Origin of the sequence: Streptomyces sp. NPDC101776, from assembly GCF_044766845.1 — a bacterium.
Taxonomy (GTDB): Bacteria; Actinomycetota; Actinomycetes; order Streptomycetales; family Streptomycetaceae; genus Streptomyces.
On sequence record NZ_JBIWMV010000005.1, the window covers coordinates 397824 to 412845 of the forward strand.

Annotated in this window: 15 protein-coding genes; 10 read left to right on the forward strand and 5 right to left on the reverse strand. The window is 70.1% G+C overall.

Going from position 1 to position 15022, the window contains the following annotated elements:
* Positions 1-193 precede the first annotated feature (193 nt).
* Positions 194-577, reverse strand: coding sequence for a signal peptidase I (locus ACIRRY_RS20150; RefSeq protein WP_403974367.1), 384 nt, complete (start codon positions 575-577; stop codon positions 194-196).
* 22 nt (positions 578-599) lie between these two features.
* Entirely contained in the window at positions 600-1814 is a 1215-nt protein-coding gene (locus ACIRRY_RS20155) for a glycosyltransferase (RefSeq protein WP_403974370.1), read from the reverse strand.
* A gap of 457 nt (positions 1815-2271) precedes the next feature.
* Between ACIRRY_RS20155 and ACIRRY_RS20160 the strand changes: the two genes are divergently transcribed.
* Complete coding sequence (locus ACIRRY_RS20160; RefSeq protein ID WP_403974373.1) at positions 2272-2976, forward strand: hypothetical protein; 705 nt, start codon at positions 2272-2274, stop codon at positions 2974-2976.
* A gap of 272 nt (positions 2977-3248) precedes the next feature.
* On the opposite strand, the gene ACIRRY_RS20165 is transcribed toward ACIRRY_RS20160, so the two are convergent.
* Positions 3249-3686: a RidA family protein gene (locus ACIRRY_RS20165; RefSeq protein ID WP_403974376.1), complete on the reverse strand. Its 438-nt coding sequence runs from the start codon at positions 3684-3686 to the stop codon at positions 3249-3251.
* A gap of 170 nt (positions 3687-3856) precedes the next feature.
* Here ACIRRY_RS20165 and ACIRRY_RS20170 point away from each other — a divergent pair, with 170 nt between their 5' ends.
* Genes ACIRRY_RS20170 through ACIRRY_RS20200 form a run of 7 tightly spaced genes read left to right on the forward strand, consistent with a single transcriptional unit; the run spans position 3857 to position 11503 of the window.
* Positions 3857-4681 carry a fumarylacetoacetate hydrolase family protein gene (locus ACIRRY_RS20170; protein WP_403974379.1) on the forward strand — a complete coding sequence of 275 codons (825 nt, stop codon included), beginning with the start codon at positions 3857-3859 and terminating at the stop codon, positions 4679-4681.
* Positions 4682-4683: 2 nt separating this feature from the next.
* Positions 4684-5169, forward strand: a complete 486-nt coding sequence (locus tag ACIRRY_RS20175; protein ID WP_403974382.1) for a cupin domain-containing protein — start codon at positions 4684-4686, stop codon at positions 5167-5169.
* Entirely contained in the window at positions 5166-6128 is a 963-nt protein-coding gene (locus tag ACIRRY_RS20180) for an acyl-CoA thioesterase (protein ID WP_403974384.1), read from the forward strand. The genes ACIRRY_RS20175 and ACIRRY_RS20180 overlap by 4 nt, the downstream gene beginning before the upstream one ends.
* 43 nt (positions 6129-6171) lie before the next feature.
* Positions 6172-7830: an AMP-binding protein gene (locus ACIRRY_RS20185; protein WP_403974387.1), complete on the forward strand. Its 1659-nt coding sequence runs from the start codon at positions 6172-6174 to the stop codon at positions 7828-7830.
* On the forward strand, positions 7827-10196 hold the full coding sequence (locus tag ACIRRY_RS20190) for a bifunctional salicylyl-CoA 5-hydroxylase/oxidoreductase (protein ID WP_403974389.1): 2370 nt from the start codon (positions 7827-7829) through the stop codon (positions 10194-10196). Before ACIRRY_RS20185 ends, ACIRRY_RS20190 begins: the two co-directional genes overlap by 4 nt.
* A complete protein-coding gene (locus tag ACIRRY_RS20195) occupies positions 10193-10639 on the forward strand; it encodes an acyl-CoA thioesterase (RefSeq protein ID WP_403974391.1) in 447 nt (148 codons plus the stop codon). The genes ACIRRY_RS20190 and ACIRRY_RS20195 overlap by 4 nt, the downstream gene beginning before the upstream one ends.
* 12 nt (positions 10640-10651) lie before the next feature.
* Entirely contained in the window at positions 10652-11503 is an 852-nt protein-coding gene (locus ACIRRY_RS20200) for a PaaX family transcriptional regulator C-terminal domain-containing protein (RefSeq protein WP_403974393.1), read from the forward strand.
* Positions 11504-11513: 10 nt separating this feature from the next.
* On the opposite strand, the gene ACIRRY_RS20205 is transcribed toward ACIRRY_RS20200, so the two are convergent.
* Both ACIRRY_RS20205 and ACIRRY_RS20210 read right to left on the reverse strand, forming a co-directional pair.
* A complete protein-coding gene (locus ACIRRY_RS20205) occupies positions 11514-12131 on the reverse strand; it encodes a hypothetical protein (protein ID WP_403974395.1) in 618 nt (205 codons plus the stop codon).
* Complete coding sequence (locus ACIRRY_RS20210; protein WP_403974398.1) at positions 12128-12709, reverse strand: RNA polymerase sigma factor; 582 nt, start codon at positions 12707-12709, stop codon at positions 12128-12130. Before ACIRRY_RS20210 ends, ACIRRY_RS20205 begins: the two co-directional genes overlap by 4 nt.
* A gap of 104 nt (positions 12710-12813) precedes the next feature.
* On the opposite strand from ACIRRY_RS20210, the gene ACIRRY_RS20215 reads away from it, so the two are divergent.
* Both ACIRRY_RS20215 and ACIRRY_RS20220 read left to right on the forward strand, forming a co-directional pair.
* Positions 12814-13257 carry a MarR family winged helix-turn-helix transcriptional regulator gene (locus ACIRRY_RS20215; protein WP_403974401.1) on the forward strand — a complete coding sequence of 148 codons (444 nt, stop codon included), beginning with the start codon at positions 12814-12816 and terminating at the stop codon, positions 13255-13257.
* A gap of 41 nt (positions 13258-13298) precedes the next feature.
* Positions 13299-15020, forward strand: coding sequence for an MFS transporter (locus ACIRRY_RS20220; protein WP_403974403.1), 1722 nt, complete (start codon positions 13299-13301; stop codon positions 15018-15020).
* The last annotated feature ends 2 nt before the right edge of the window (positions 15021-15022 follow it).

A 15022-nucleotide genomic window follows, 5' to 3' on the forward strand; every position in this document is an offset into this window, starting at 1 on the left:
TTCTCGAAATCGCTGGCCAATTACCTGGTCACATCACTTTCCTGCTCACTCGGATTTCCTCCCGGATCTCCGTGACACAGTCGTAATCATCGATCACGGTCTCAGCGCATGTCAACACTCGACATTCCGCGGCACTTCGCATAGCACCCACACCGAAAAAGAGTCCCATGAAATTCGCATACAGGAAGAAAGGCTAACTTGTCCGCTCTTCCGCGCGCGGTACGGCGTAGCCGGGCACAGAAGGCCAGCGCACGGTCAGTACCACGGAATCGTCCTCGGCGGCCCAGGAGTGATCGACGCCCTGGCCCCAGACGACATAGTCGCCCTGTTCTTCCAGCAGCACGCTACGACCGGGGAACTCCATACGGAAACGCCCTGAAATGAGAACCAGAAGAGCTGTACGCACTTCGCCCTTCACCCACTGCGCTCGCTGATCGCCTCGTGGATGGACGCCCCATTTGACCTCCAGGGCGTCGCTGTGGCGAGGATCACCGTCCTCCTTGAAGTGCCCGAGCAGCCATCCCCGGTCCAGTGCCGCGTCTTTGCCCGCATTACCCACGTACACGCCGTCGTCCATGCGCCGGAACGCTAGCAGCCGACTATCGCGTCACCCGCAGCGCGCCCAGCAGCAGGTTCGCGGCCACCGCCGCTCCGTCGGTGCGGATCGTGCCGCCCAGGGCCTTGGCCCGTGCCCGGGTCTCCGGTGCCAGGGCCGTCTTGAAGGCGACGTCCAGGGACTCGGCGGTCGGCGACGGACTGTCGAGTGCGGCACCGAGTTCCAGGGCCGCGACCTGACCGGCCCAGTACGGGTTGTCCGCCAACTGGAGAGGTACCACCACTTGGGGCGCCCCCGCGCGGGCTGCCGTCTGCGCGGTGCCGGCGCCGCCGTGGTGCACCACGGCGGCAACTCTCGCGAACAGCCGCTGATGGTTGACCTCGCCGATGGCGAGGCAGTCGTCCCGGCCGTCGACGAGGTCCAGGTCCGCCCAGCCTCGGGAGACGAGCACCCGGTGATCCTGTGCGCGGATCGCCTCAACAGCCCTGCGGGCGATGTCCGGTGACGGGCGCATGCTGCCGAAGCCCACGTAGACCGGCGGCGCGCCAGCGTCCAGGAACGCCAACAGGTCTGCGGGGAGCGGGCGTTCGTCCGGCAGGGTCCACGCACCGGTCTGCGTCACGTCGAGGCCCGCCGTCTCCGGCCACGGTCCGAGGAGCGGGTCCGCCGCCAGCCAGGGCCGGTCGGTGAGGACGTGGTCGCGGACGTTGTCCACGGGTGGCAGGCCGAGCGCGGCCCGGTGGCCGTTGAGCACCTCGGCGAACTGCGCGTTCACGTTCTGGGCGTCGAGTTCCCACAGTGTCCGGTTGTCGCTCGCCGCCGGTTCCGGCCAGCCCGGACGGGGTGGCGGGGCGTGGTGCGGCGACGGCAGGTTGACCGCCGAATAGCTCGTGTAGACGTAGGGGACGCCCGCGGCCTCGGCCACGGACCGCGCGGCGATCTGCGCCAGGCCGGCCGCCACCAGCGCGTCGCATCCGTCGAGCGCCGCCGGAAAGATGTCGAACTGCGCGTCGACCATCTCGGTCCGGTACCGCGCCAGATCCGCCGCCGACGGCAGCGTCGCCCCGCGCATCAAGTCCCGTACCGGCGGCCCGATCGGCACCAGGTGCACCCCGAGACCTGCCAGCCGCTCCGCGAACTCGTCGTCCGGCGGAGCGCACATCCGTACGTCCACGTCGAGTTCCTGGAGCCGCACCGCGAGTGCCACCAGCGGTTCGACATCGCCACGCGTCCCGTACGTGGATAACAGCACCCGCATTCCGTGTCCTCTTCCGTTCGGTCTTCCGCACGTTGCAGCTCGTGCCCGCCCGGACTTCGGGCGGTCCTCGTCGACGGCGACGGGTCGGCCGTAGCGGGTGCGCGGCAGCACTGTACGTCGCGTGGCACCGAACGCGACAGTGGTCCTCGAACACGGAGGTGCGGGGAGCCAGGCACGCCTTGCCCTCACCCGGGCGCGTTCGCAAGTCGACGCCGTCGTAAGCAAGTTGAGGAACGTCGGCGACGGGCAGGCGGCGGTCACGGAACGCCGTGCGGTGGCCGGTCTCGTAGATCAAACGTTCCGCTCCCTCTCGCGTGGAAGCGTCCTCGGTGACTACGGTGAGCGCCGATGTTGCTTCCAGGTCGACGCCGTGCGGCGTCAGCCCGGGGCCGCCCGTACCCGCACCCGACGAAGAGCGCAAGGTTCCCGATCGTCACCACAATCTGAGAGCCACTCCATGCCTAGTTCGTCCGTGCCCCTCCCCGATGTCTCGATCATCTTTCCCTGTGCCGGATCAGGAACGCGCTTCGGAGCGCCCTACTCGAAGGAGCTGCACTGTCTGGCTCCGGGGATCACCGTGCTGGACCGCAGTCTGGAGCCCGTTGTCGAGCTGGCCAAGAGCGGACTGAACGTGCGCCTGGTCGTCGTGTTCGGGACACACAAGCTGGACACGGTGAGCTATCTCGCCCGCTACGCCGAGATCTTCCACTTGGTCTTCGTCTATCAGGACCAGTCGTTGGAACCGGATCTCGACGGCGCGATCCGGTCCGCCCTGCCGATGACGCACGGGCCGGTGGCTCTCGTCCTGCCCGACATCGTTGTCTCCGGCGTGGGCAGTACCGGCAGTCTTCTCACCGCGTTGCGACAGACGGAGGTGGCGGGTTGGAGTGTCGTGGCCGCCGAAGAGCGGGATCCGGAAACGCTACGGCAGATGGGCGCGCTGGCCACGGTGGAGGAGGGCGGCGTCATGAGGGTCCGGGCGGCCTGCGACAAGCCGTCGGACCCTGTGGACTTCAACGCGTTCTGGGGCATGGTGGCGGCCACGGAGGAGGAGGCTCACCGGTTGCCTGACGTGGTGAGCAAGGGGGCGGACAGCCCACTGTCCGGTGCGGTCGCCCTCCTCGTGGAACGAATCGTCAACTACAACACCGCCACGGGCTGACTCTCCGGGCGCGGACGGGCTCGTGCGCGGTCGGCGCTGCGCACGCTCGGACGGTCGCCGGCCGACCTGATGCCGCTCGACGGGGTCGGCCGGGAGGGGCCGACGCCGTCGACGTGTGACACGCGGGACTGTCGGTCGAGCCGGGAGGAGGCCGCTACCGGGGCCCAGGCCCGGCACAAGCGCCTCCGGGCGGCCCGGCCCGCGGAGCCCTGCGCATTCCCACACCCGTGCTCGGCTCCCGTCATCCCCGGAGGTCGGCATACGGCGCTCCGTCACGCCCCGGAGACGTTCGGCTCCTCCGCACGGACCACTCGCTCGTCCGGGACCACCGCAACCCCCAGGATCTCGATCATCGCCTCCGGCTGCCACAGCGCGGTCGTGCCGATGCCCGCCATCGCCGGATAGACCGGCCCCGCCAGCTCGCGCCAGGCCTTCCCGATCTCCTTGCCGTGGGCCTGGTAGTCGGGGATGTCGGTGAGGTAGAGCGTGAGGCTGACCAGGTCCTCGGGGATGCCGCCGGCCGCCCGCAGCGTGGTGAGCACGTTGCCGAACGCCTGACGGAACTGCTCGACGATGCCACCGGGAACGATCCGCATGTCCGCGTCCAGGGCCGTCTGTCCGCCCAGGTACAGCGTGTTGCCGCTCAGCGTGCCGTGCGAGTAGCCGCTCGGTGCGGGGAGCGAGGGCGGGTTCACCGGGATCGGAGTCATTGCGGGTTCCTCCTCGGACGGACCGGACGGGACGACACAGGCAGCGTAACCCATCTATTGACTGTTTTCGACGGTCGTGAAAATCTCGCTATATAGCGACCCGGTCACCCCGGCCGTCGTTGCTGTCGCCACCACCGCCGTCACCGCCGCCACCCCGAGGGAGAACGACCATGAAGCTCGCCACCGTGGCCCACGACGGCCGCACCACGGCCGCCGTGCTCGACGGCGACCGCTGGCGGGCACTGCCGGCCGACGACCTCTCCGCACTGCTGACGACGACCACGACCGACCGCATCGCGGACCTCGCGGGGGTCGAACTCCCGGGCGCCGTACCGGTGTTGCCGCTGCCGTCACCGCGCAAGGTGATCTGCTGCGGTCTGAACTACGCCGACCACATCACCGAGATGGGCCGCGAGCTGCCGACGCACCCCACGCTCTTCGCCAAGCACGCCGACACGCTGACCGGCCCCGAGGACGACCTGGTCCTGCCGCCCGGCCTCGACGTGGACTGGGAGGCGGAGCTGGCGGTCGTCGTCGGGGCCGAGCTCACTCGGGCGGACCGCGAAACGGCCGGGCGGGCGATCGCCGGGTACACGGTCGCGAACGACATCAGCGTGCGGGACTGGCAGAAGCGCACGCTCCAGTGGTTCCAGGGCAAGGCATGGGACCGCACCACCCCGCTCGGGCCGGTGGTCGTCACCCCCGACGAGCTGGACCCCGTCGCGGGCGTCGAGGTGATCTGCCGGGTCGACGGCGTCGAGCGGCAGCGCGGAAACACGAGCACGCTGGTGTTCGACGCCGCCGATCTGCTCGCCTACATCTCCACCTTCACGGTCCTGCGCCCCGGCGACCTCGTGCTCACCGGCACCCCCGGTGGCGTGGGCTCGGGCATGAACCCGCCGGTCTTTCTCGCCGACGGCGATCTAGTCGAGACCGAGATCCCCGGCATCGGCACCCTGCGCAACCACTTCGGCCACACCGACTCCAGGAGCTGATCATGGAACCCGATTTCTCCAAGTACGTCCTAGAGGGCGACAACTCGTCGTACGCGAACGAGTCCGGCCTGGTCGTACCGGTCGTGACCCGGGGTGGTCTGGAGGTCGGTGCCACCGGGCAGTCCGCCGGGGCGACCCGGATCTCCGGTGTGTCCGTCCAGCACACGCCGGCGACGAAGCTGTGGTTCGGGAAGGTGAGCAACGACTCGGGCTACCGCTCGGTGCCGCACCACCACGGCGAGGCCGAGACCGGCGGCTACGTTCTTTCGGGGCGGGCCCGGATCTACTTCGGCGAACGGTTCGAGGACTACCTCGACCTCACGGAGGGCGACTGGGTCTTCGTCCCGCCGTTCATGCCGCACGTCGAGTGCAACCTCGACCGCAACAACCCGCTGACCTGGATGACGACCCGTACGCCGGAGAACATCGTGGTCAACCTGGCCGAGGTGGCCGACGCCGACCTGCGCGACTGGCTGGACCGGCCGTGAACGACACCCAGAGCACCGACACCGGCGTCCGCGCGGACGCCCGCTCCACCCCCACCTCGGCCAACTTCACCGACGCGATCGCCCTGACCCCCGTCGAGCCCGAGCACTTCGACCTCGCCTTCACCGCGACCACCCAGCCCTGCCCCTGGCCGAAGGCCTACGGCGGCGACATGGTCGCCCAGGCCACGGCCGCCGTGCTGCGCTCGGTCGAGGGCAAGACGCTGCACTCGATGCACTCCTACTTCCTGCGGCCGGTCGACATCGGCGCCGAAGTCCGTTACGAGGTCGAGCTGTTGCGCGACGGGCGCGGCTACGCCACCCGGCAGGTCCGCGGCTTCCAGAACGGCAAGCCCGTCTACACCTGCCTCGCCAACTTCGCCGCGGGCGAGCCGGGCGCGACCTTCGCCGCCGAGCCCCCCGTCGGCGTCCCGGATCCCGCCGAACTGCCCAGCTCCGCCTCGTACTTGAGCGACACCGCCGCGCCCCGGGGCACGATGACCGACACCTCCGAGGCGTACTGGAGCGGCGGCCGCAGCTTCGACATGCGGCATGTGCCCGGACCCGTCTACCTCACGGTCGAGGGTGAGCGCGTCCCCCAACAGGCCCTCTGGGTAAGGCCGTTCGACACCCTGCGGCCCGTCGAGGGCCTGACCGACGAGCAGCGCGACCTCGCCGCGCTCGCCTACGTCTGCGACTACACGATCCTCGAACCCGTCCTGCGCGTGCTGGATTTGCCGTGGGCGCTGCCGGGTCTCGTCACCGCCAGCCTCGACCACGCCATGTGGTTCCACCGCCCCGGCCCCATCGACGGCTGGCTCCTCTACGCCCAGGAGGCCGTCGCCGCCGACGCCGGTCGCGGCCTCGCCCTCGGCCGGTTCTTCACCCGTACCGGTACCCACCTGGCCACGGTCGTCCAGGAAGGCCTGATCCGCGGCTCCGGACTCCCGCGCAGCTCCTGATCCCTGCACGGCCCGCCCCCGGCCTGCGGAAAGGAACCTACCGATGGACCAGTTGGACCCGATGGACCTCTCGCCCTCCGCCTATCCGGACACGTTCGCCCGCAACCATCTCCCGCCGCGCGCCCAGTGGCCGGTCCTGGAGTTCACCACCGACGAACTCCGGTACCCCGAGCGCCTCAACGCGGGCACCGAGCTCATCGACGTGCCCACCGCCGCCTTCGGCCCGGACCGTCCGGCCCTGCGCACCCCGGAGGGCGAGGTGTGGACCTACGGCGAACTGCTGCGCCGCGCCAACCAGATCGCCCACGTCCTCACCGACGACCTCGGCCTGGTCCCCGGCAACAGGGTGCTCCTGCGCTCCCCCAACAACCCGTGGGTCGTGGCGTGTTGGCTCGGCGTCCTGAAGGCCGGCGGCATCGTCGTCACCACCATGGCCGCCCTGCGGGCCCGCGAACTCACCCCGGTGGTCGACAAGACCCGCCCGGCCGTCGCACTCGTCGACCACCGCTTCACCGCGGACGTCGAGGCCGTACGCGACACCGTCCTGCCGGACCTCAAGATCGTGGCGTACGGCGGCGACGCGGCCGACGACCTGACGCGCCAAGTGGCAGCGAAGTCAGGGGAGTTCACCGCGGTCGACACCGCCGCCGACGACGTCGCCCTCTTCGGACCCACCTCGGGCAGCACCGGCGTACCGAAGATCACCACCCACTTCCACCGCGACATCCTGTCGATCGACAACACCTTCGGCCGGCACACCCTGCGGCTGCGGCCCGACGATCTCGTGTCGTGCACCGCGCCGCTCGCGTTCACCTTCGGGCTCGGCATCCTGGTCGTCTGCGCCCTGCGGGCCGGTGCGTGCGCGCTGCTGACGGAGGCCGTGGCGCCGGAGCCGCTGGCCGAGTTGGTCGCCGAGGCGGGCGTCACCGTACTGGCGACCGCGCCGACGGCATACCGGCAGATCCTCAAGGCCGGGAAGACGGACCGGCTGCACGGTCTGCGCGCTGCGGTCAGCGCCGGGGAGCACATACCGGAAGAGGTGTGGCAGCAGCTCCACGAGGAGACCGGGATCAAGGTCATCGACGGCATCGGCGCCACGGAGATGATCCACATCTTCATCTCCGCCGCCGGCGACGACATCAGGCCCGGTTCAACCGGCAGGCCGGTCCCCGGATATCGGGCCACCGTCCTCGACCTCGACGGCGAGGAGGTCGGCCCCGGTGTCGAGGGACGGCTGGCCGTGATCGGCCCGGTCGGCTGCCGTTATCTCGACGACCGGCGCCAGGAGAACTACGTCGTGAACGGCTGGAACGTCACGGGCGACACCTTCGTGCGCGACGAGGACGGCTACTTCTACTACCGCACCCGCACGGACAACATGATCGTCTCCTCCGGCTACAACATCGGCGGTCCCGAGGTCGAGTCGGCGATCAACACCCACCCGGACGTCGTCGAATCGGCGGTGGTCGCCAAGCCGGACCCCGAACGCGGCTCTGTCGTCTGCGCGTTCGTCGTCCTGGCCGAGGGGGTCGTGGGCGACGCGGCAAAGGTCAAGGACATCCAGGACCACGTCAAGGCGCACCTCGCGCCGTACAAGTACCCCCGCGCGGTGCGCTTCTGCGACGCCCTGCCGCGCAACACCAGCGGAAAGCTTCAGCACTTCCTGCTGCGGCGGATCGTCGAGAAGGAGAACCAGGCATGAGGATCGCGATCGTGGGCGGCGGGCCGGGCGGTCTGTACCTCGCCGCGCTGATGAAGCAGTTGGATCCCGGCCATGAGATCACCGTCTGGGAGCGCAACGCGCCCGACGACACCTTCGGCTTCGGCGTGGTCTTCTCCGACGAGACCCTCGGAGGCATCGAGAACGCGGACACCGTCGTCCACGAGGCGATGGAGAGCCGGTTCGCCCGCTGGACCGACATCGACATCGAGTTCGACGGCCACCCCTTCACGGTCGGCGGCCAGGGCTTCGCGGCGATGGCCCGCAAGGACCTCCTGCACATCCTCCAGGAGCGGGCCGCCGAACTCGGCGTCACGGTCCACTACCGCACCCTCGCCCCGGACGTCGACGAACTGCGCCCGTCCTACGACCTCGTGGTCGCCGCCGACGGCATCAACTCGGCCGTACGCACCAAGTACGCCGACGCCTTCGTCCCCTCGCTCGACCAACGCACCAACAAGTACATGTGGCTTGGCACCGACCGGGTCTTCGAGGCGTTCCAATTCCTCGTCAAGCAGACCGAGTTCGGGACCATGCAGATCCACGGCTACCCCTTCTCCGACGGCGGTTCGACCTTCATCGTCGAGATGGCCGAGGACGTGTGGCGCGGGGCGGGCCTCGACTCGACGGAGGGCACGCAGTTCCCGCCCGGCGTCAGCGACGAGGACTCGGTCGCCCGGATCCGCGAGATCTTCGCCGGGGAACTCGCGGGCCACAACCTCCTTACCAACAACTCCCGTTGGCTCAACTTCACGACGGTCCGCAACGAGCGCTGGCACCACCACAACGTGGTCCTCCTCGGCGATGCCGCCCACACCGCGCACTTCTCGATCGGCTCCGGCACCAAGCTGGCCATGGAGGACGCCCTCGCGCTCGCCGCGTGTCTGCACGAACACCCCACCGTGGACATGGCGTTGACGGCGTACGAGACCGAGCGCCGGCCGGTGGTGGAGTCGACCCAGCGCGCCGCGCAGGCCTCGCTGGAGTGGTTCGAGAACATCGGCCGCTACGCCGGGCAGGACCCCGCGCAGTTCTGCTTCAACCTGCTGACGCGTTCGCGCCGGATCACCTTCGACAACCTCAAGGACCGCGACCCGGGCTTCGCCGACCTGATCGAGCGCGGCTTCGCGAACGCCCAAAGCCTGCCCGAGTCCGCTCCGGCGATGTTCCAGCCGTTCAGCGTCGGCGGACTGGAGCTGAAGAACCGGATCGTGGTCTCGCCGATGGACATGTACTCCGCCGTCGACGGAGTGCCGGACGACTTCCATGTCGTCCACCTCGGTTCCAAGGCACTCGGTGGCGCCGGCCTGGTGATGACCGAGATGGTGTGCGTCTCCCCCGAGGCACGGATCACCCCGGGCTGCACGGGCCTGTGGAACGACACGCAGCGCGAGGCGTGGACCCGGGTGACGTCCTTCGTCCACGACCGCAGCACGGCGAAGATCGGTCTCCAGTTGGGCCACTCGGGCCGCAAGGGCTCGACCCGGCTCATGTGGGAGGGCATCGACGAGCCCCTCGACGCGGACAACTGGGAGGTCGTGGGCCCGTCCTCGCTGCCCTACGGCACCGGCTGCCATGTACCGCGTGAGATGACCCGGGCCGACATGGACGCCGTGGTCGCCGACTTCGTGTCCGCCGCCCGGCGGGGCGCCGACGCGGGCTTCGACCTGCTGGAGGTGCACGCGGCCCACGGCTATCTGCTCTCCTCCTTCCTCTCCCCCGTCGCCAACCACCGCACCGACGAGTACGGCGGCGACCTGGCGAACCGGCTGCGCTTCCCGCTGGAGGTCTTCGACGCCGTACGGTCCGCGTTCCCCGCCGACCGCCCGGTGACGGTACGGATCTCCGCCACCGACTGGACCCCCGACGGGAACACCGAGCACGACGCGGTCGAGATCGCGCGCGCCTTCGTCACGCACGGCGCGGCGGCCGTGGACGTGTCGTCCGGCCAGGTCACGAAGGACGAGAAGCCGGCGTACGGCCGCTCGTACCAGACCCCGTTCGCCGACCGCATCCGGCACGAGGTCGCCGCTCCTGCGGGGGCGGCCGTGATCGCCGTAGGAGCGATCTCGTCGTACGACGACGTCAACTCGATCCTGCTCGCCGGGCGGGCCGATCTGTGCGCGCTCGGCCGTACTCATCTGTACAACCCGCAGTGGACGCTTCAGGCGGCGGCCGAGCAGGAGTACCGGGGTGCGGGTGCCGACTGGCCGGCGCAGTTCGCGGCCGGACGGCGCAAGCCGCCGACGTCGCGGACCGACGCGGTCCGGCCGCGTCTCGCGCTGCTGCGGGAGACTCCCCGGGATGCCGTGCATCTGCGGTGGACCCCGGGCAGGGCGGCGGAATGAGCGGCCCCTTCGCCATCCACCGGACCCGCCTGGAGTGGATCGACACCGACGCGGCCGGGATCTACCACAACACCACCGTCGTCCGGTTCGCCGAGGCGGCGGAGGCCGAGCTGATGCGCGCGTACGGCGTCCCGGGGTACTTCCCGGTGGCACCGCGGGTGCGGTACGAGGTGGAGTTCGAGGCGTCGATCCGGTTCGGCGAGGAGGTTGAGACGCGGGTCGAGCTGATCCGCCTCGGCCGGTCCTCGATGACCTTCGGTTTCGAGGTGTGGAGCGACTCCGAGGACGGCGGGCGACACCGCCGTGCCGCCCACGGCAGCTATGTCACCGTGCACGTCCCCGACAAGGAGACCGGTTCCAGTGCGCCCTGGCCGACCGCCTGGCGTACGGCGCTGGGCACGACGGACGTCCGGGCCGAATCGGACAGCACCAGGGCGCACTGAAATACTACGATCGTGACGGCAAGCGACCTCGAAGACGACAGCCCGGGCCAGCCCGCACCGCCGCGATCCCTGATCGTGACGGTGTACGGCCTCTACGCGCGCGAGGTCGGCGGCTGGATCAGTGTGAGCACCCTGATCCGTCTGCTCGCCGAACTCGACGTGGACGCCCCGGCGGTCCGCTCGTCGATCTCGCGGCTCAAGCGCCGCGAGATCCTGGTGGCCGAGCGCCGGGACGGCCGTGCGGGCTACGCGCTCTCGCCGTACGCCCGTTCCGTGCTGGAGACCGGTGACCGGCGCATCTTCGAACGTCACGCCGTCACCGACGACGGCTGGGTCATCGCCGTCTTCTCGGTACCGGAGAGCGAGCGCCAGCAGCGTCACCAACTCCGGTCACGGCTGGCCTGGTTGGGCTTCGGCACGGTCTCGTCGGGGATCTGGATCGCCCCGGCCCACGCACTCGACGACACCCGCGACCACCTGCTCCAGCACGGCCTGGACCAGTACGTCGACCTCTTCCGCGGCGACTATGTGGCCTTCGGTGACCCCGCCGAACAGGTGGGCCGCTGGTGGGACTTGGCGGCGCTCCAGAAGCTCTACGACGATTTCGTCGCCGAGTTCACCCCGATGGCCGGGCGCTGGGCCGGGCCGGGCAAGGTGTCCGACGACCGGGCCGCGTTCGTCGACTACATCCAAGTCCTCACCGCCTGGCGCCGGTTGCCCTACCTCGACCCGGGCCTGCCGAGCACCCTCCTCCCCGCCTCGTGGTCCGGCACGACGGCGGCCGATCTCTTCGCCGAGCTCCGGCACACCCTGGCGGACCCGGCGCACGAGTTCGCCCGAAGCCTGCTGGCCGACTCCGCGTGATCCGGTGGGGTCACTTGCCGAACGCCTGGCGGAACTCGGCGATGTCCTTGGGTGAAGCCTCGATCGCGGCGCACATCGGGACGAAGCCGTCCTTGGCGCCCACGATGTAGTGCCCGCCTTCCGCATACGTCAGCGTCTCGGGGATCCGGGTGTCGCTGGTCAGGACGACCGTCTCCGCGTCACCGCCCTTGAACCACCGGTCCACACGGAAAATGGCCGTCGAGCCCTTGACGGAAGTGACCGTTCCTTCGAAGAGGATCGGGTACTTGCCCAGGGTGTCGACGCTGGGCACCACGCACTTCCCGGAGCCGCCCTGGGCGGTGAGCCGCAGCGCGCCGGTCGAGGCCGCAGGTACCTTGGCGTTGCCGCCGTCGCTGCCGTCGTTCGCCATGATTCCTCCGGCGATGCCGCCGCCGAGCAGGAGAACCGCGGCGGCCGCCGCGAGTCCGAAGACGTGACGGCGTCCCCGTGCCGCCGCCGTGATTCCGGCGGCGGCGGTCGCCGACCGAAGTGCGGTGTCGGTGTTCAAGGTGTCCTCCACAAGGCGGTTGACGTCGGGTGGCGGAGCGCTGCCGGTCAGCGCCGGGTCCGCGGACTTCAGCCTGGCCAGCAACTCGTCGTCGTTCATCGACTGCTCCTTCCTTCGTCCCTCTTGTGTCCGGGCCGTTCGGCATCCTTTCGCCCGAGCCGGTCGGCGAGTCTCGCCTTCGCCCGACGGAGCCGGATGCTCACCGCGTTGGACGTCAGCCCGGTCGCCTCGGCGATCTGCCGCGGCGCCAGTCCCTCCCACGCCCACAGCCGTACCACCTCGCGGTCCAGCGCGCCGAGGGCGTCGAGCGCGGCATGCAACTCGCCGTGATCGGCGGCCTGTTCCGGTGACTGCTGCCGGCTCCGGATCAGCCGCTCCATCAGCCGGAGTCTGCGGTCATCGGCACGGCGGGCATTCGCCAGGCACCCGCGTGCCACTCCGTAGCACCACGGGAGCACGTCGTCGGGATCGGGAGGCGGTTCGGGGTCGGAACCCGCTCCGAGCCCGGGCACGTCGTCGAGTCGACGCCACAGCACGAGCATCGTCTCCGACAGCACGTCGTCGACCATGTCGGCGCTCGTCCGTCGCCGCAGATACCGGTGCAGCGGTTCCACCACCAGGTGTGCCAGTCCTTCGAAGCGCGCCCGCCGCATCCGGCGCGCTTCCTGTTCCGTCATGGATTCCACACCCCGTACTGTCCGGCAGCCACAGGTTCCTTTCGGCGCCACATCTTGTTTCAAGCTACACGTAAGTGCATAATGCCGTTATGCATAAGCGGGTTATGGATCCCACACCTCCCGAGGCCCCGACGGAGGACCTCATCATCGCCGTGGAGCGGATGGTCCGTTACGTCCGCCGGAGCGCCGTCACCGGCGGTCTGAGCATGGCCGCCTCCGCCGTGCTCGGGCGGCTGGGCCGTGAGGGTCCGTGCCGGCTGACCGATCTGGCCCGGGCCGAGGGCGTCTCCCAGCCGAACATGACGCAGCTCGTCACCCGACTGGAGCGCGCGGACCTGGTGCGGCGCACCGCGGACCGCAGTGACGGCCGGGGCGTCCTGGTGGAGGTGACCGACACAGGTCTTGAGGTCTCCCGGCAGCGGCGTGCCGAACGCGCGCACGCCCTGCACCTGCTCATCGAGGAGTTGACCGGCCCGGAGCAGCAGGCCGTGAAGGTCGCCCTCCCGGCCCTGGCCCGAGCGATCCAGGACCGCCAGGCCCGCTCCTGACGTTCGCCCCTCCCCCTCAACTCCCTGGAGGACAAGCCCACATGAGCGCACCGCACGGAACTGCCGCCAGCCCGTTCCGGCAGCCCAGGGCCGTCTGGGCCGTCGCGTTCGCCTGCGTGATCTCCTTCATGGGGATCGGGCTCGTCGACCCGATCCTGCCCGCCCTCGCCGACAGCCTGCACGCCACGCCGAGCCAGGTCTCCCTGCTGTTCAGCAGCTACCTGATCGTGACGGCGGTGGCGATGCTGTTCGTGGGCTGGTTCTCCAGCCGCTTCGGCGCCAAGCGCACCCTCGTCACAGGCCTCGCGGTCATCGTCGTCTTCGCCGCCCTGGCCGGCACCTCCGGTTCCATCAACGGCATCGTCGGCTTCCGCGCGGGCTGGGGGCTGGGCAACGCCCTGTTCATCGCCACGTCGTTGGCCGTCATCGTGGCGTCGGCCAGCGGCGGATTCGGTGGCGGGATCATCCTGTACGAGACCGCGCTCGGCCTCGGCATCGCCGTAGGGCCGCTGCTCGGCGGCGAGTTGGGCGGCATCAGCTGGCGCGGCCCGTTCTTCGGCGTCGCGGTCCTCATGGCCGTCGCGCTCGTCGCCACGGTCGTCTTCGTGCCGGACCTGCCCAAGCCGAGACGGGTCACCTCGCCCCTCGCGCCGCTGAAGGCACTGCGTCACCGCGGTCTGCTGACGATGGGCATCATGGCGCTGCTCTACAACTGGGGCTTCTTCACCATGCTGGGCTACGCCCCCTATCCCATGGAACTGAGCGCCCACAAGCTCGGCCTCGTGTTCACCGGCTGGGGACTGCTCGTGGCCGCGTTCAGCGTCTTCTTCGCCCCGCGCCTCCAGGCCCGGTACGGCACCGCGCCCGTCCTGTACGTCAACCTCGCCGGCCTCTCCGTCGTGATGGCCGTGATCGCCGCCGGTGTCGCCACGCCGACCGTGGTCATCGTGGCGGTCGTCGTCAGCGGCGCGTTCATCGGCATCAACAACACCCTCACCACGCAGGCCGTCATGCTCGTCTCGCCGGTGGAACGCCCTGTCGCCTCGTCCGCGTACGGCTTCCTGCGCTTCATCGGCGGCGGGCTGGCGCCCTACGCGGCCGGCAAGCTCGCCGACGCCACCGATCTGAGCGTCCCCTTCTACCTGGGCGCCGCCACCTTCCTGCTCGCGATACCGGTCCTGGCCAGCGGCCACGGTCTGCTCCGCGAGGCCGAACAGCGCACCGGCGAGGGCGAGTCGGTCGCCCCGGTCCTCCTCCCCGTCGGCAGGACCGCGAGCGGGGGCACAGCTCCGGTCGTCGTCGCCGTGGCCGCCCACGACTGGGCGCCCGCCATCGTCGACGCCGCGGCCCGGCTCGCCCGCGACACGCACAGCCCGCTGGAAGTCGTACACGTCCAACTGACCGCCGTCGTAGAGGAACTGGCCATCGACACGGAGTCGCACGACCAGGCCCGCGCCGCCGTGACCGCCCACCTCGACCGCCTCGCCCGACAGGGCGTCGCCGCGACCGGCCAGATCCTCACCAGCGTCGGCGACCACACCGCCGCCGGCCGTGTACTGGCCCGGCACGCCACGGCCACGGGTGCCCGTGCCATCGCCGTGGGCCGCTCACCGCACGGCCCCCTCACCCAGTTCGCGGAAGGCAGCATCACCACCGCCCTCACCCACGCGGCCACCTGCACCGTCGTCCTCGTCGACCCGGACAGCGCACCGCGCCCCTTGACCTCGGCCTCCCTGCCCGCGCTGCGGGACGGGGCGGTCTGACC

Excerpts from the sequence above, each read along its gene's own strand:
- ACIRRY_RS20150 (WP_403974367.1), bottom strand. The coding sequence starts at position 577 with ATGGACGACGGCGTGTACGTGGGTAATGCGGGCAAAGACGCGGCACTG.
- ACIRRY_RS20155 (WP_403974370.1), bottom strand. The coding sequence starts at position 1,814 with ATGCGGGTGCTGTTATCCACGTACGGGACGCGTGGCGATGTCGAACCG.
- ACIRRY_RS20160 (WP_403974373.1), top strand. The coding sequence starts at position 2,272 with ATGCCTAGTTCGTCCGTGCCCCTCCCCGATGTCTCGATCATCTTTCCC.
- ACIRRY_RS20165 (WP_403974376.1), bottom strand. The coding sequence starts at position 3,686 with ATGACTCCGATCCCGGTGAACCCGCCCTCGCTCCCCGCACCGAGCGGC.
- ACIRRY_RS20170 (WP_403974379.1), top strand. The coding sequence starts at position 3,857 with ATGAAGCTCGCCACCGTGGCCCACGACGGCCGCACCACGGCCGCCGTG.
- ACIRRY_RS20175 (WP_403974382.1), top strand. The coding sequence starts at position 4,684 with ATGGAACCCGATTTCTCCAAGTACGTCCTAGAGGGCGACAACTCGTCG.
- ACIRRY_RS20185 (WP_403974387.1), top strand. The coding sequence starts at position 6,172 with ATGGACCAGTTGGACCCGATGGACCTCTCGCCCTCCGCCTATCCGGAC.
- ACIRRY_RS20190 (WP_403974389.1), top strand. The coding sequence starts at position 7,827 with ATGAGGATCGCGATCGTGGGCGGCGGGCCGGGCGGTCTGTACCTCGCC.
- ACIRRY_RS20195 (WP_403974391.1), top strand. The coding sequence starts at position 10,193 with ATGAGCGGCCCCTTCGCCATCCACCGGACCCGCCTGGAGTGGATCGAC.
- ACIRRY_RS20205 (WP_403974395.1), bottom strand. The coding sequence starts at position 12,131 with ATGAACGACGACGAGTTGCTGGCCAGGCTGAAGTCCGCGGACCCGGCG.
- ACIRRY_RS20210 (WP_403974398.1), bottom strand. The coding sequence starts at position 12,709 with ATGACGGAACAGGAAGCGCGCCGGATGCGGCGGGCGCGCTTCGAAGGA.
- ACIRRY_RS20215 (WP_403974401.1), top strand. The coding sequence starts at position 12,814 with ATGGATCCCACACCTCCCGAGGCCCCGACGGAGGACCTCATCATCGCC.
- ACIRRY_RS20220 (WP_403974403.1), top strand. The coding sequence starts at position 13,299 with ATGAGCGCACCGCACGGAACTGCCGCCAGCCCGTTCCGGCAGCCCAGG.